Source organism: Bradyrhizobium tropiciagri, assembly GCF_018130545.1.
GTDB lineage: Bacteria > Pseudomonadota > Alphaproteobacteria > Rhizobiales > Xanthobacteraceae > Bradyrhizobium > Bradyrhizobium tropiciagri_A.
This window is the reverse complement of record NZ_JAFCKF010000001.1, coordinates 902,585-918,090: the sequence shown is the minus strand read 5'-3', so window position 1 is coordinate 918,090 and position 15,506 is coordinate 902,585. Positions and strand designations below refer to the sequence as shown.

Here is a 15,506-nt window from a genome sequence, read left to right as displayed (position 1 = left end):
TGACGGGCGCTGTCGGTGCGCAGCACGCTTGGCTGTGGCCGTTTGAAGCCACGAGGTTGGTGCTTGACGCTTATTGGCAGTGGTACGCCGACCACGCACCCGGGCATGCAGACCCGGGTGACGCGCAGCTCGCCTGGACGACGCCAAACAGGATCGCGCTCGAATTGCCGTCGATGCATCTGCTGGATTTTTCGCGCAGCGCCGATGGCCAGCCGCTGTTGATCTGTGCGCCCTACGCGCTGCACCGCGCGCTGATTGCGGATTTCGCGCCCGGCCACAGCCTGATCGGGACGCTCGAACAGTCAGGCATCGCGCGCCTGTATCTCACCGATTGGCGCTCGGCCACGCCTGAAATGCGCTACTTCTCGATCGACAGCTATCTCTCCGATCTCAACGTCGCCGTCGACACGATCGGACCGCCGGTCGATCTTGTCGGTCTCTGCCAGGGCGGATGGCTGTCGCTGCTCTATGCCGCGCGTTTCCCCGGCAAGGTGCGGCGGCTCGTGCTGGCGAGCAGCCCGATCGATGTCTCGGTGCCATCGCAGCTCTCCGGGATGGTGGCCGCGCTACCCGAGCAGAGCTTCACGGCGCTGGTGCATCAGGGCGCCGGCGTCATCAGCGGCACGCACATGCTGCAATGCTGGAGCATTCCCTTTGGCCTGCAGGATGTCGAAGCCGTGCTGCAACGGGGCCTGCGCGACGGATCGGACGATGCCGGCTCGCTGCTCGATCGCTTCCAGCGCTGGAATCGCGAGACGCTTGATCTGCCGGGTGCCTACTATCTCGAGGTGATCAACTGGATTTTTCGTCACAACCGGATCGCTCGCGGAGACTTCGTCGCGCTCGGCCGCAGGATCGATCTCGCCGAGGTGAAGACGCCGGCCTTCCTGCTGGCCGCTGACGATGACATTGTTGTTCCGCGCGATCAGGCGTTTGCGACCGCGCGACTGTTGGGCACGCCGCCGATGTGGCTGGAGCGTAGCACCGAACCGTGCGGGCACCTCGGCCTGTTCATGGGCTGCAAGGCGCTGACCAGCTCATGGCGCCGGATCGCGCGCTGGCTTCAGTCCGACATCGGTGATGCCTCGGCTCAACGACCACGGATCGGTGCGTAAGGCTGTGGATAAAACAAGCCCCGGATTGCGGCTTGCAATCCGGGGCTTCGAGAACTCTTACTCGATCGGCGTGCGCGCGCTTACTTGGCCGCGACGACCATGATCTCGACATTGTACTGCGGCGCCGCGAGCTTGGCCTCGACGGTGGCGCGGGCCGGGGTGTTACCTTCCGAGACCCACGAATCCCACGCCGCGTTCATCTCCGGGAACGTCTTCATGTCGGTGATGTAGATCGTCGCGCTGAGCAGCTTCGACTTGTCGGTGCCGGCCTTGGCGAGGTGGCCGTCGATGATCGACAGGATATCCTTGGTCTGGTCGGTGACGCTGCCGCCCGCGGCCTTGCCGGCAACGACGCCGGCGAGATAGACGGTGTTGCCGTGCACGACGACCTGGCTCATGCGCGGGCCGGTTTCGAAACGCTGAATGCTCATTTGGGTCTCCACTTGAATGGCGGGCATGTCTATAGCGTTTTCGAGCGAAGTGGCTACCGGTTCGCGTGAAGAAAACGCGTCAAAACAAGAGATCGACAGGTTTGGTTCTGATTTGATCAGAACCAAACCTCTAGCCCGTCAATGTGGCCACCGCTACTGCACAATTTGCAGCACCGTTCACCGAAATCGCTCGAAATTGCTCCGAGATCGCCTCGGCGCAATCAAACCTGCGGATTCAGCCCATTCGCCCAGCGCGCGAACAGCGCGATACGTTCGGGCGGCCAGGCGCCGTCGCAGGGCATGGTGCCGGCCTCGAGGCGAGCCAATATCTGCTGACCGTGCCTGGCAACATCCTCCTCTTTCCAGAGATCGAACGCGAACAGCATCGAGTTGCGGTCCATCGACCGGAACAGCGGCCGGATGTGCTGGTCGAACTGCACGGCCTCGCCGGGACCGGGCGGGGCCGCGGTGGTCTCGCTCGCGGCAGGCGCATCGCCGGCGGTTGCGGACGGCCGCGCGGCCGGCGTTGCGTTGCAGACCCACCACCATCGCGGCACCGGCATGTTCGGTGGCGGCTGCGCGCCGGGGCCGGAATTCTCCACCGCGATGCGCGAGCCCCATTCGATATAGGCGACGAAGGCGGCGCGGAATTCCGGGTCGGACGGCAGTCCGGCATCGTCGGCGCTCTGCACCATGTAGGTGGCCCACAGCGCGCGCTGCTCGGGCCTGATCTGCTTGCCGATGTGCTGCGACACCATCCGCCGATAGCCGCCATAGCGCTCGGTGTAGAATCTCGGCCCGCCGAACACCTCGCTGAGCCAGGCCGCCACCCGTTCGGGATGATCCGGCGACATCTCGGCGAACAGCGGTCCGAGCAGCGGATCCTCCGGCACATAGCGGCTGTAGAAGATCCGCGTCATGTCGAGCAGCGCCGGATAGCCGCCGGCCCATTCGAACAGCGTCGGCTCGCGCAGCGGATCGGGGACCGGGTCGTGAAACCCGACATGCCAGTGCATGCCGCTGCAGAACGGCTTGTTCAGCGACGAGCCGCAGCGGCACAGGCTGAGATGCTCCTGTGATGCGCCCGCGTTCTGCGCGATCGGCGTGTCGTCCTCATCGACCAGGTCGACATGCCCGGTGACGCGATAGGGCCCGTCCTTCGACACCTCGATCTGCGGCGGCCGACTGACGTCGGACAAATTGGCGTCGCGCTCCGAGCCCATGCCGATGCCGAGCGCGCCCGACGGGCATCTGCGCACCGCATTGATGAGATCGTCGAGGCGCGCGCCGCTCGGTGCGACGAACGGCTCCTCGCCGAGATGAAACACCGAGTTGAGCCGGTCGGTGCAGAGACCGGAATGCGCGCAGGTCCCGCGATTGTCGAACACATAGGCCTGCTGCCCCGCATAGACGTCGAGCTTGTCGGGTACGCGCCGCGGATCCTTGCCGTCGGTGAAGCCGCGCGCGACATGGCTGTCGTCGCAGAACGGTTTTGTCTGCGATTGCCTGCAGCGGCAGAGCCGTACCGGCACCTCGGCTGCGATTGGCACGCCGAGATGATCGACGATCGCAATGCCGGGCTCGGGTTCATACGGCCCGTTGCGTCTGACGATGATGCGCTTACGCTGAAATTGCTTGTCGTGTGGGCCTTGGGCGGAATTGTCGTCTGTCATGCCTTGCAATGATCCCTGAACTCGTCCACCCGTGCGAAGCGTGCTTAGATGGATCGATGGCGGCGCTCAACGAACCAGATGGAAAGTGCCGCGGGAGAGTTGCGATGATCCGCAAGACCAAGCGCAAATATGGTTGCCCGGTCGAGTTCTCGATCGATCAGCTCAGCGGCAAATGGAAAACCGTGATCCTGAGCCGGCTGAAGGTGCGGCCGATGCGCTATGGCGAATTGCGCCACGACATCCCGCAGCTCAGCGACAAGGTGTTGACCGAGCGGCTGCGCGATCTCTGCAATTCAGGTTTCGTCAAGCAGGAGCGCGGCGGCGGCTCCTCGCGCTATTGCCTGACCAAACGCGGCGAGATGCTGAAGCCGATGCTGCAGGCGCTCTACGATTGGGGCGAGGCCAACGCTGACACGTTCGGTGTTCGCTTCCTCAGCGCGGAGGCGGAGTAGGGGTGAGACTGTGATTTCGGAATATTAGAAGTGTGCCCCTGAGTTGCCCGACGTGTCAAGTCGCTTGGTCGAACGCCGGTCACCGCCGGCTACTTTGCATGGGGTTGTTTTCGAGGTTTTGGCCGCGCCGCCTGCGACGGTTCCATAACTTTCGCACGGAACCAGTCTGGAGAGTGGATTTCCGGCCGGAACCATCAGCGAGGAAAGCTCGTTGTCGCGGGATGTGTTGGGGGCAATCAACACAAGGAATGCTCATGCGCATCCGCATCTCTACGGCGTCCATCATCGTTGCGGCACTCTCGCTTGGAACTCCTGCCTGGGCGCAAGTGCAGGGAACGCAACCGAAGGCGATGCCGCAGGCCCAATCCGAACAGCCCGCCACGATCAAGACCATCCAGGTGGTGGACGTGAAGGAGCTGAAGCCCGAAGTCCGGTCAAGGGTCGAGGCTGTCATCGCAAAGGCAACCGAAGAAGACCTGAAGAGCCTGCGGGGTTCCATCGACGCGTCCACGGAGGCGACATCCGCGCTGAAGGCGAAGGGACTGAGCTCGGCGCAGGTGGTCGCTGTCAATCTCAGCAACGGCATCCTCACGCTCTTCACCAAGTTGGCGTGAGCGCCTAGCTAAGGAAATTCGGACTCAATGATAAGAGCCCGCCGGTTCAAACCCGGCGGGCTTTAATTCACCGCCTTCGCCGCCGCGCGGCCTGCGTTACGGCCCGAGAACAGGCAGCCGCCGAGGAACGTTCCCTCCAGCGAGCGATAGCCGTGCACGCCGCCGCCGCCGAAGCCGGCGGCTTCGCCGGCCGCGTAGAGCCCGCGAATGATCTGGTGATCTCTGCCGAATACGCGGGAATCCAGGTCGGTCTCGAAGCCGCCCAGCGTCTTGCGGGTCAGGATGTTGAGCTTCACCGCGATCAGCGGGCCGTGTTCGGGATCGAGAATCCGATGCGGCTTCGCGGTTCGGATTAGCCGGTCGCCGATATAGCGCCGCGCATTGTGCAGGTTCATCACCTGCGCATCCTTCACATAGGGATTGGTGATCACGCGGTCGCGCGCCTCGATCTGCGCCGTGATGGCGTCGAGCTGCAACAGGTCATTGCCGGTGAGCTTGTTCATGGCGGCAACGAGGTCGGCGAGATTGTCGCGCACGATGAAGTCGGCGCCGTGCTGCTTGAAGGCTTCCACGGGCGCCGGCGCGCCCTTGTTGGTGGCGCGCTTGATCGTCATGCGCCAGCTCTTGCCCGTGAGGTCGGGATTCTGCTCCGAACCCGACAGCGCGAATTCTTTTTTTATGATGCTCTGGGTCAGGATGAACCACGAATAATCGTAGCCGGTGCCCATGATGTAATGCAGTTGCCCGAGCGTGTCGGAGCCCGGGAACAGCGGCGCCGGCAATCGTTTGCCTGTGGCGTCGAACCACATCGACGATGGCCCCGGAAGAATACGGATGCCGTGACGCGGCCAGATCGGGTTCCAGTTCTGGATGCCCTCGACATAGTGCCACATGCGGTCGCGGTTGATCAGCCGGCCGCCCGCTTGCTCGGTGATCCCGATCATGCGGCCGTCGACATGTTCCGGCACGCCGGAGATCATGAACTTCGGCGGCTCGCCGAGCCGTTTCGGCCAGTTCTGCCGCACCAGATCATGATTGCCGCCGATGCCGCCGGAGGCGACGATCACCGCCTGCGCGCGCAGCGAAAAATCGCCGACGACATTGCGCGAGGAACTCTTGCCGCGTTCCACGCTGGATGGTTCCAGGATCACACCGCTGACGCCATCGATCGTGCCGTTGGTGACGCTGAGCGCATCGACGCGATGGCGGAACTTGAACACGAGCCGTCCGCTTTTCGCAGCCTCGCGCGCGCGGCGCTCGAATGGTTCGACGATGCCAGGGCCGGTGCCCCAGGTGACGTGGAAGCGCGGCACCGAATTGCCGTGGCCCATGGCGTCGTAGCCGCCGCGCTCGGCCCAGCCGACCACCGGGAAGATGCGGTGGCCCATCGCGCGCAGCCAGTCGCGCTTCTCGCCGGCTGCGAACGCGACATAGGCTTCGGCCCATTTGCGCGGCCAATGATCCTCCTCGCGATCGAAACCCGCGGTGCCCATCCAGTCCTGCAACGCGAGGTCGGCGGAATCCTTGATGCCGAGCCGGCGCTGTTCCGGCGAATCGACCAGGAACAATCCACCGAACGACCAGAACGCCTGGCCGCCAATGCTCTGTTCCCCTTCCTGGTCGAGCACGATGACGCGTTTGCCCGAATCGGCGATCTCGGTCGCGGCGACCAGACCGGCAAGTCCGGCGCCGATCACGATCACATCTGCATCGTCAGCCATGTTTGATTCCCCCGTCCCGGTCGGATTCAAAACCGCCTCGTTATGCGCGGTCAACGCCAAATGGACCTTGCCTGTGGCGGCGAGGCACCAAATGGTTGCTGCAAGCTGTTCCAGTTTGGGACCTTTTCCACGCCTCACTGCAGCGTGGGCGCAACACCCAATTTGAATTTGTTTTGACCGGCTTCGCTCGTCTGGACAAAAATCTGCGGCCGCAACACGCTCACGATTGTCTTGCATCACAGACCAAACAGATTCGGTTTCGACTGGGGCTGGCCAAAATGAAGTTGATGACGGGGTTGCTCGCTGCGGTTCTCCTGCTGGCGGGAATGGGGGCGTCGCAGGCAGTGGTCAGGATCGCCGACGATCGCGGCGGCAAGATCGGCGTCTATGTCGACAAATATCAGGACCTGCGCACCTCGGGTGAGACCGTGATCATCGACGGGCTGTGCGCCTCGGCCTGCACCATCGTGCTCGGCAAGGTTCCTCACGATCGGATCTGTGTGACCTCGCACGCCAGTCTCGGCTTCCATGCGGCCTGGGACTACGGCGACGACGGCCGTCCGGTGCCCAATCCCGAAGCCACCCATATGCTGTACCTGATGTACCCGCCGGCGGTGCGCAAATGGATCATGGACCGCGGCGGCCTGACCCGGCGCATGATCTTCCTGCAAGGCAAGCAACTGCAGGCGCTGTACAAGCCGTGTTATCTCAACGCCCAGGCCTCGGCGGCCAAACCCGCGCACTGAACGGCTGATCTCGGTTTGGCGGCCTTTCTCTCGCTATGCCCGGTAACCCGGGGCATGACGGGATAAGCACCGGAAATCGCCTCGCTATCATTTGACGGCCTGCGACCGCCATTGCGCTTGCTGCCTGCCGGAACCCGGCTTATCTCAACCCCATGGTTCAGCCGACCTCCACCCGATCCGAGCTCGTCGCGGCTCCACAGGGCCGGGTGGCGTCTGCGATCCTGTGGGGCGCTGCCGGCATCGGCGGATTGGCCTTGCTTGCCGCCGCCGCGCTCTGGTTCCACTACGGGACCGCGGTGTTTTTCGAAATGATCACGGCCGGCATCGCCGCCTGCTTCTGACAAGGACGCCCTCACATCATGCCCCGGACCACGCGCCCATTGGTGATTTTCGCTGCCTTCGCGGGCAGCCTGGCGGTCGGCTTGTTCCTTATGCTGTGGGCGGTCGGCGGCTTGCGCACCGTCGCCGCACCGGCCGCGATCGGCGGCCCGTTCCAGCTCACCGACCAGGCCGGCCAGACCGTCACCGACAAGAGTCTCCAGGGCAAGCCGACGCTGATCTTCTTCGGCTTCACCCATTGCCCGGACATCTGCCCGACTTCGCTGTTCGAGATCTCCGAGGTCCTGAAGGCGATGGGCAAGGACGCCGACCGCGTGAATGCCTATTTCGTCTCGGTCGATCCGGAGCGCGACACCGCCGCGGCGATGAAGGATTACCTGTCGAGCTTCGATCCGCACCTCAAGGGCCTGACCGGCGATCCCGCGGCGATCGCCAAGGTGCTGTCGAGCTACCGTGTCTACGCCAAGAAGGTGCCGCTGAAGGATGGCGACTACACGATGGACCACACCGCGCTGATCTACCTGATGGACCGCGACGGCCATTTCGTCGCGCCGTTCAATCTCAAACAGACGCCGGAAGCGGCGGCAGCCGATCTCAAACGGTATCTCTGACCGGTTTTTCCGGTTCGGAATTAACCCAATCGGCGCTCGAATCAGGCGCCGGATGGGCTATAAGCCGCTCAATTTCCTGATATTGCCGGTTATGCCCAATCTGTCTGTCCAGCCATTTGCCGTCCGCTCGCGCCAGTCTCGCCTGGCCGCGGGGATGCTGGCGGCTGCCGTGCTGGCGATCGTGGGGCCCGCGGCCGGGCAGACGCCGCCGGCACAGGCCCCGGCAGCCAAGAACGCTCCGGCCCCGTCCACCAAGGCGGCCCCTGTACAACCGGCACCCGCATCGCCCCCGGCAGCTGCCGCTCCGTTGCCGCCAACCCAGCCACCCAAAGCCACTGAGGCCGCGCCGCAGGCGGTGCCGGGCTTCTGGGACCCGCGGCGCCGTCCGGACCGTCCGGACCTGTCGCGCCTCACCGTGATCCGCTTCCTGACCGAGACCGATTATCCGCCGTTCAACTTCACCGGACCGGACGGCAATCCGGCCGGCTTCAATGTCGACCTCGCGCGTGCGCTGTGCGACGAGATCAAGGTCACCTGTACCATCCAGATGCGCCGCTTCGAGACCCTGATCGATGCGCTGGCCACCAACCGGGGCGACGCCATCATCGCGTCGATGGCGGTGACGCCGCAGCTGCGCGCCAAGGTCGATTTCACCGATCCATATTACCGCGCGCCGGCGCGCTTCGTGTCGCGCCGCGACAACGTGATGCCGGAAATCCGTCCCGAATATCTCGAGGGCAAGAAGGTCGGCGTGATCGCTGGCACCTCGCACGAGGCCTATCTCAAGGCGATGTTCACCGACGCCGAGATCCATTCCTATCCGGATAACGACGCGCTCCGCGCGGCTCTGCGCCGCGGCGAGGTCGACTTCATCTTCGGCGATGCGATCTCGCTCGCGTTCTGGATCAACGGCACCGATTCCGCCGAATGCTGCGCGTTCTCCGGCGGCCCCTTTGTCGAGAGCCGCTATTTCGGCGAGGGCGTCGGCATCGCGGTGCGCAAGGGCAACGACCTGCTGCGGCAGTCGCTGAACTGGGCGCTGTTCCGGATCTGGGAAAAAGGCCGCTTCACCGACCTGTGGCTGCGCTATTTCTCGATCAGCCCGTTTTGAGCCACGAATGTCTTCACCTCGCCCCGCTTGCGGGGAGAGGTCGGAATTCAAGCGCAGCTTGAATTCCGGGTGAGGGGGACTCACCGCGATTCCGGCTCTTGCCGTTGATGCGGATCGAGCCCCTCACCCCAACCCTCTCCCCGCAAGGGCGGGGCGAGGGAGCAGGCGCCGCTGCCGTCGTTTTGCATTTTGCCGCGAAAGCGTTAGGTTTCGCGGCCTTTTTGGAGAAAGCCTGAAGAAATGTCCGTGATTGATCTTGCTGCCAGCCCGAGCGACCTGCGGGCGCTCGCCGAACAATCCAACGCCTGGCCGTTCGAGCAGGCGAAAGCGATTGTGGCGCGGCTGAAGAAAAATCCCAAGGACGAGGTGCTGTTCGAGACCGGCTACGGCCCCTCGGGCCTGCCGCATATCGGCACCTTCGGTGAGGTCGCGCGCACCACGATGGTGCGCCACGCCTTCCGCGTGTTGACCGAGGACAAGATCAAGACCCGCCTGCTCGCGTTCTCCGACGACATGGACGGCCTGCGCAAGGTGCCGGACAACGTGCCGAACAAGGAGCTGCTGGAACAGCATCTCGGCATGCCGCTGACCAAGGTGCCCGATCCGTTCGGCACCCATCCGAGCTTCGGCCAGCACAACAATGCGCGGCTGCGCACCTTCCTCGATCAGTTCGGCTTCGACTACGAATTCGCGAGCTCGACCGAGTACTACACCTCCGGCCGATTCGACGCCGCGCTGCTGCGCATGCTGGAGCGGATCGAGAAGGTGATGGCGATCATGCTGCCGTCGCTGCGCGAGGAGCGGGCGGCGAGCTACTCGCCGTTCCTGCCGATCTGTCCGCGCACCGGCCTCGTGCTCTACGTGCCGGTGACAGCGCACGACGCCAAGGCCGGCACGATTTCCTACGAGGATCCCGAGACCAAGGAGACCGTCACCGTTCCCGTCACCGGCGGCCGCTGCAAGCTGCAATGGAAGCCGGACTGGGCGATGCGCTGGTACGCGCTCGGTGTCGACTATGAAATGGCCGGCAAGGACCTGATCGATTCGGTGAAGCTGTCCGCCAAGATCTGCGCGGCGCTCGGCGGCACGCCGCCGGAGGGCTTCAACTACGAACTGTTCCTCGACGAGAAGGGCCAGAAGATCTCGAAGTCGAAGGGCAACGGCCTGACCATCGACGAGTGGCTGCGCTACGCCTCACCGGAATCGCTCTCGCTGTTCATGTATCGCGAGCCCAAGGCGGCGAAACGGCTCTATTTCGACGTCATCCCGCGCAATGTCGACGACTACCAGCAGTTCCTCGACGGTTTCACGCGGCAGGAGGCGCGGCAGCAGCTGCAAAATCCGGTCTGGCACATCCATTCCGGCAAGCCGCCGCAGGCCGACATGCCTGTCACCTTCCAGCTCTTGCTGACGCTGGTGTCGTCGTCGAATGCGGAGAATGCCGAGACGCTGTGGGGCTTCATCGGCCGCTATCGGCCGGGTGTCACGCCGCAGACCCATCCGAAGTTGGATGCGATGGTCGGCTACGCCATCAACTACTATCGTGACTTCGTGGCGCCGACCAAGCAGTTCCGCGAACCGACTGACGCTGAGCGCGCCGCGCTGAAGGATCTGCGCGATGCGCTCGCCAACATGCCGGCGGACGCGACCGCGGAAGACATCCAGAACGTGGTCTACGAGATCGGCCGCCGCGAGCCGTTCCTCGACATGGTCAAGAAGGGCAAGGACGGCCGTCCCGGCGTCTCGCTCGACTGGTTCAACATGCTCTACCAGGTGCTGCTCGGCCAGGAGAAGGGCCCGCGCTTCGGCTCCTTCGTCGCGGTCTACGGCGTGCAGAACGCCGTCAACATGATCGACGGCGCATTGGCGCGTTCGTCATAGGCTTCGATCCCTCCCCGCAAGGGGAGAGACAAAGAGCCGCAAAACCAGATAGCAGTCCTGCCGCAATTTCAGCGGGGGCTGACGCCGGATTGCGCTACACTCGCTCCCATAAAATCAGCACGGCCTCCGCAGAGAGGCCGGCACAGATGGGAGCATGCGCATGCAGTTCAGGGTTTCGCCGACATCGCTGCAGGACAGTTTGAGCGCCGAGGAATGGCAGGCGCGGGTCGACCTCGCGGCTGCGCATCGTCTGGCCTACATCCACGGCTTTTCCGAAGGCATCTTCAACCATCTCACCTTCGTGGTTCCCGGCCGCACCGATCGCTACTACCAGATTCCGTTCGGCATGCACTGGTCGGAGGTGACCGCGTCGTCATTCATGGAGGTCGGCATCGACGATGCCGCGGTGAAGCGTGGCGAGGGTGAGGTCGAGCGCTCCTGCTTCTGCATCCATGCGCCGATCCACAAGGCGCTGCCGCAGGCCAAGGCCGTGTTCCACACCCATATGCCGTATGCCAGCGCGCTGACCCGGCTCGAGGATCCGCGCATCAAGGAGATCGGCCAGACCGAGGTCGGGCTGTCGGAGGCGATTGCCTATGACGATCTCTACACCGGCCCTGCGCTCGATCCCGAGGAAGGCACGCGCCTCGCCAAGGTGATCGGCAACAAGACCATTTTGTTCATGGCCAACCACGGCATCTCGACCGTCGGCGAGACCGTCGCCGATGCCTATGACCGGCTCTATTACATCGAGCGCGCCGCGCAGGTGCAGATCTACGCGATGTGGACCCAGCAGCCGCTGAAGCAATTGCCGCAGCATGTGGTGGAGAAGACCAAGCGCGATTTCCGCGACGACCATCTCTACAACGGCCCATCCCCGGCGCAGCGGCATTTCGATGCGCTGAAGCGGATGCTGGACCGCAAGGAACCGGACTACGCGACGTAGTTTTTTCGCGACGTAGTTCGCGTCAAACTCCGCCGTCGTCCCTGCGAAAGCAGGGACCCATAACCACAGGGTCATGTTGTTGAAGCGAGCTGTGGCCCCAGCGTGGTGAACCAATAATCATCGGTGGTTATGGGTCCCGGGTCGCGCTGCGCTTGCCCGGGACGACACCGTTGGTGTGGCGGCTTGCGACGCCCAGCTACTGGCTCGCCCACACCACGCGCGCGATCCAGGCGACCTCCTCAGTATCGAGCATGCGGTCCGGATGCTCCGGATTGAGCGAGGCGAGCTCAAGCACCTTGCCGGTGCGGCGTTTCAATTCCTTCACCATCACCTCGCCGCTGGTGGTGCGCACCACGACGCGGTCGCCGCGGCGGATCGCGGTCGCCGGTGAGACCACGATGATGTCGCCTTCGCGATAGGCCGGCTTCATCGAGTCGCCCTCGATCTCCAGCGCATAGGCGTGCTCGTCTGACGTCCCCGGCAGCGCCACTTCATCCCAGCCCTTGCCGGCGGGGAAACCGCTGTCGTCGAAATAGCCGCCGGCACCGGCTTGCGCGAAGCCGATCAGCGGCACCGACTGGCCGCCGCGCGCGCCATCGCCGAGCAGCTGCACGAAGGTCTCCATGCTGGCATTGCTCGCGGCGAGCGCCTTGGAGAGCGATTCGGTCGACGGCCAGCGCTCGCGCCCGTCGCCGGTGACGCGCTTGGACTTGTTGAAGGTGGTGGGATCGAGGCCGGACTGCTTGGCAAGGCCTGATGGCGACAGGCCGGCGCGTTCAGCAAGCCGGTCGAGCGCGGCCCAGACCTGAGCGTGGGTCAGCGGTCGCGCGGCTTTGGGCTGTTTGGCCATCGAGGACATCCCGGATGGTAGGAATTATTGCCTGAAACTTCGATTTTCGCAAATCTACCGGCGGATGTGACCCGACACCGCTTGAGTTGCGCCGCCGCCGCCGATACGGTCCGTCGCTCGCCAGATGGTGATTGGGGCCTTTCCCCTCAAATCCGGATAAAACCCCAAGAGACTCAAGGACAAAAGGGAAGGCCGGGCCGTGCCTATGATCTACAAAATCACCCCCGCTTCGGCCTGGCGCGAGGCTGAGCGGCAGGGCGTGTACCGGGGCAGTGCGGACGACAATCGCGACGGCTTCATCCATTTTTCGACCGCCGCCCAGGTGGCCGAGACCGCGCGCAAGCACTATCACGGTCAAACCGGCCTGTTCCTAGTCGCAGTCGATGCCGATGTGCTTGGCGACGCCCTGCGCTGGGAGCGCTCGCGCAATGACGAATTGTTCCCGCATCTCTATGGCGAACTCGACCTCGGCGCGGTCACCGAGATCCTCGACCTGCGCGCGCGCTCCGACGGCGGCCACGACGTTCCGGAGCTCAAGCCGTGATCCGTGCCTTTGATGCCTTCTCGTTGCCGCTGCTGCGCTGGTTCGATGCGGAAGACGCCCATCGCATGGCGATCCAGGGCCTGAAGCTGCTGCCGCCGATCCGGCAGCGGGCGGATGATCCCAAGCTCGCGGTGCGCGCCTTCGGGCTGAACTTCCCGAATCCGATCGGCATGGCGGCGGGTTTCGACAAGAGCGCCGAAGTGCCCGACGCGCTGCTGCGGCTCGGCTTCGGCTTTGTCGAGATCGGCTCGGTGACGCCGAAGCCGCAAGGTGGCAACCCGCGGCCGCGGCTGTTTCGCCTGGAGCGCGACGAGGCCGTGATCAACCGCATGGGCTTCAACAATGACGGCGCAGACGCCGTGCTGCGCCGTCTCGCCGCGCGCGGCGGCGCAGCCGGCATCGTTGGCGTCAATGTCGGGGCCAACAAGGATTCTGCCGACCGCGTCGCTGATTATGTGAAGCTGATCGAGACCTTCGCCCCGGTCGCGAGCTATTTCACCGTCAACGTCTCCTCGCCGAACACGCCGGGCCTGCGCAATCTGCAGCAATCGGCGGCACTCGACGATCTGCTGGCGCGGGTGATCGACACCCGCGAGCGCGTCCGCAAGAACGCCGGCGACTCGCCGGTCCTGCTGAAGATCGCACCGGATCTGAGCCTCGCCGAGCTCGACGACGTCGTGCACATCGCCCGCTCGCGCCGCGTCGACGGCATGATCGTCGCCAACACCACGCTGGCGCGTCCCTCGACCTTGCGCGAGGAGAACCGCGCCAAGGAGCAGGGCGGCCTGTCTGGCCGTCCGCTGTTCCGGCTGTCGACGCGGATGGTGGCTGAGACCTACGTCCGCGTCGAAGGCGCGTTTCCGCTGGTCGGCGTCGGCGGCATCGACAGCGGCGGCGCTGCGCTGACCAAGATCCGCGCCGGGGCCAGCCTGATCCAGCTCTATTCCTCGCTGGTCTACAAGGGCATCGGCCTGGTCGACGACATCAAGCGCGACCTGTCCTCGACCCTGCTGCGGACGGGGCGGGACTCATTGTCGGAGATCGTCGGCGCGGATGCCGCGACCATCACTGCCGAGGATTGGCCGGTGAGGTAGCGAACGTCTTCCGCAACATCGCCGGATAGCGCAGGCCTTGCAGGCCGCCGCGTGCGACGTAGAAGCCGATCAAGGCGATCCACAGGCCGGTGTTGCCGTAGCCGCTGAGCACCCACCAGGCGGCGAGGAAGATCGCGAGCGAGGCCAGCATCAGATTGCGCATCTCGCGGGCCCAGGTCGCGCCGACATAGATGCCGTCGAAGCCGAAGGCGAACACGCCGGGCAGCGGCGCCAGGATCACGAACGGCAGGAACTCGCGTGCATAGCGGCGCACGTCCTCGCTGGTCGTCATCACTTTGATCAGCGCCGGTCCGAACAGCGCGAACAGCACCGAGACGACCAGCGCAAAGCCGATGCCCCACAGCAGCACCAGCCGGGTCGAATCGGCAAAACCGCGTCCGTCGCGCGCGCCGAAGGCGCGGCCGCACAGCTGCTGGGCGGCGTTGGCGAGGCCATCGAGGAAGAAGGCGCTGACCAAGAGGAAATTGTTCAGCACCGAATTCGCCGCCAGCGTCACGTCGCCTTCGCGCGCGCCCTTGGCGGTGAAGAACAGGAACACGACGATCAGCGCTGCGGTGCGGACCATGATGTCGCGGTTGACGGCCAGCATGCGCATCAGCTTGGCGCGATCGAACAGTGTCGCCGCGGGCACCGCGAAGCCGCCCTGCGAGATCCGCCACGCCACCACGATGCCGACGACGAAGCCGCTGGTCTCGGCAAGCACGGCGGCAATCGCGGCGCCGGCGATGCCGGCGCCATAGGTCTGCACCAGCAGCACGGTTGCGATCATGTTGATGATGTTGATCACGATCTGCAGCGCCAGCGCCAGATTGGCGCGCGCTTGCCCGACCAGCCAGCCCAGGATGACGTAGTTGGCGAGCGCCAGCGGCGCCGACCAGATCCGGATCATGAAATAGGATTTCGCGGCGCGCGTCACGCCCTCGCTGCCGCCCATCAGCTGGAAGGTGACTGCGGCGAGCGGCACCTGCAGCGCGATCAGCGCCGTGCCGATCAGCCCGGCGACGATGAAGCCGCGCACCAGGATCGCGGCATACTCCTGCGGCTCGCCGGCGCCCTGCGCCTGCGCGGTGAAGGCCAGCGTGCTCATGCGCAGGAAGGCGAACAGCCAGAACAGGCAGTCGAAGATCACCGAGGCCATAGCCACGCCGCCGAGCAGCGCGGCGTCGTCGAGGCGGCCGATCGCGGTGGTCGAGACGATCCCGATCAGTGGAGTGGTCAGGTTGGCGACCATCGCGGGGCCGGCGATGGCGAACACCTGGCGGGTCGTGATCTTCTGGTGAACGGGGGCGTGCATGGCTACAATTGTGATGAATGTACGCTTCTATCGCGTCATCCGCCGCGCGGCCATGCTGGAAAT

Annotated in this window: 16 protein-coding genes; 11 read left to right on the top strand and 5 right to left on the bottom strand. The window is 64.6% G+C overall.

Annotated elements, in window-relative coordinates:
- Nucleotides 1-59: 59 nt before the first annotated feature.
- Nucleotides 60-1,115, top strand: coding sequence for an alpha/beta fold hydrolase (locus JQ616_RS04470; protein WP_349629948.1), 1,056 nt, complete (start codon nt 60-62; stop codon nt 1,113-1,115).
- Between the two features lie 80 nt (nt 1,116-1,195).
- Here JQ616_RS04470 and JQ616_RS04465 read toward each other — a convergent pair whose 3' ends face one another.
- Nucleotides 1,196-1,546 carry a RidA family protein gene (locus JQ616_RS04465; RefSeq protein ID WP_097676765.1) on the bottom strand — a complete coding sequence of 117 codons (351 nt, stop codon included), beginning with the start codon at nt 1,544-1,546 and terminating at the stop codon, nt 1,196-1,198.
- Nucleotides 1,547-1,767: 221 nt separating this feature from the next.
- Complete coding sequence (locus tag JQ616_RS04460) at nt 1,768-3,219, bottom strand: CDGSH iron-sulfur domain-containing protein (RefSeq protein ID WP_212012513.1); 1,452 nt, start codon at nt 3,217-3,219, stop codon at nt 1,768-1,770.
- A gap of 104 nt (nt 3,220-3,323) precedes the next feature.
- Between JQ616_RS04460 and JQ616_RS04455 the strand changes: the two genes are divergently transcribed.
- The gene (locus JQ616_RS04455; protein WP_212012511.1) at nt 3,324-3,671 is read left to right on the top strand and encodes a winged helix-turn-helix transcriptional regulator; all 348 of its coding nucleotides are present in this window, start codon (nt 3,324-3,326) and stop codon (nt 3,669-3,671) included.
- 254 nt (nt 3,672-3,925) lie between these two features.
- Complete coding sequence (locus tag JQ616_RS04450) at nt 3,926-4,285, top strand: hypothetical protein (protein WP_212012509.1); 360 nt, start codon at nt 3,926-3,928, stop codon at nt 4,283-4,285.
- Between the two features lie 62 nt (nt 4,286-4,347).
- Here the strand turns inward: JQ616_RS04450 and JQ616_RS04445 are convergent, their stop codons facing one another.
- Nucleotides 4,348-6,006 (bottom strand): FAD-binding dehydrogenase, encoded by a 1,659-nt coding sequence (locus tag JQ616_RS04445; RefSeq protein WP_212012507.1) that lies wholly within the window; start codon nt 6,004-6,006, stop codon nt 4,348-4,350.
- 278 nt (nt 6,007-6,284) lie between these two features.
- On the opposite strand from JQ616_RS04445, the gene JQ616_RS04440 reads away from it, so the two are divergent.
- From JQ616_RS04440 to JQ616_RS04415, 6 genes are all read left to right on the top strand, one after another.
- Nucleotides 6,285-6,752 (top strand): hypothetical protein, encoded by a 468-nt coding sequence (locus JQ616_RS04440; protein WP_212012505.1) that lies wholly within the window; start codon nt 6,285-6,287, stop codon nt 6,750-6,752.
- Nucleotides 6,753-6,904: 152 nt separating this feature from the next.
- Nucleotides 6,905-7,093, top strand: coding sequence for a hypothetical protein (locus tag JQ616_RS04435; RefSeq protein ID WP_212012503.1), 189 nt, complete (start codon nt 6,905-6,907; stop codon nt 7,091-7,093).
- 18 nt (nt 7,094-7,111) lie between these two features.
- Nucleotides 7,112-7,702 carry an SCO family protein gene (locus JQ616_RS04430; RefSeq protein ID WP_212012501.1) on the top strand — a complete coding sequence of 197 codons (591 nt, stop codon included), beginning with the start codon at nt 7,112-7,114 and terminating at the stop codon, nt 7,700-7,702.
- Nucleotides 7,703-7,793: 91 nt separating this feature from the next.
- Entirely contained in the window at nt 7,794-8,813 is a 1,020-nt protein-coding gene (locus JQ616_RS04425; RefSeq protein ID WP_212012499.1) for a transporter substrate-binding domain-containing protein, read from the top strand.
- 240 nt (nt 8,814-9,053) lie between these two features.
- A complete protein-coding gene (locus JQ616_RS04420) occupies nt 9,054-10,694 on the top strand; it encodes a lysine--tRNA ligase (RefSeq protein ID WP_212012497.1) in 1,641 nt (546 codons plus the stop codon).
- A gap of 160 nt (nt 10,695-10,854) precedes the next feature.
- Nucleotides 10,855-11,640: a class II aldolase/adducin family protein gene (locus tag JQ616_RS04415; protein WP_249136384.1), complete on the top strand. Its 786-nt coding sequence runs from the start codon at nt 10,855-10,857 to the stop codon at nt 11,638-11,640.
- 196 nt (nt 11,641-11,836) lie between these two features.
- Here the strand turns inward: JQ616_RS04415 and JQ616_RS04410 are convergent, their stop codons facing one another.
- Nucleotides 11,837-12,490, bottom strand: a complete 654-nt coding sequence (locus JQ616_RS04410) for a S24 family peptidase (protein WP_212012493.1) — start codon at nt 12,488-12,490, stop codon at nt 11,837-11,839.
- A gap of 199 nt (nt 12,491-12,689) precedes the next feature.
- Here JQ616_RS04410 and JQ616_RS04405 point away from each other — a divergent pair, with 199 nt between their 5' ends.
- Entirely contained in the window at nt 12,690-13,034 is a 345-nt protein-coding gene (locus JQ616_RS04405) for a DUF952 domain-containing protein (protein ID WP_212012491.1), read from the top strand.
- Nucleotides 13,031-14,128 carry a quinone-dependent dihydroorotate dehydrogenase gene (locus tag JQ616_RS04400; protein ID WP_212012489.1) on the top strand — a complete coding sequence of 366 codons (1,098 nt, stop codon included), beginning with the start codon at nt 13,031-13,033 and terminating at the stop codon, nt 14,126-14,128. The genes JQ616_RS04405 and JQ616_RS04400 overlap by 4 nt, the downstream gene beginning before the upstream one ends.
- On the opposite strand, the gene JQ616_RS04395 is transcribed toward JQ616_RS04400, so the two are convergent.
- The gene (locus tag JQ616_RS04395; RefSeq protein ID WP_212012487.1) at nt 14,100-15,443 is read right to left on the bottom strand and encodes an MATE family efflux transporter; all 1,344 of its coding nucleotides are present in this window, start codon (nt 15,441-15,443) and stop codon (nt 14,100-14,102) included. The genes JQ616_RS04400 and JQ616_RS04395 overlap by 29 nt on opposite strands.
- Between the last annotated feature and the right edge of the window lie 63 nt (nt 15,444-15,506).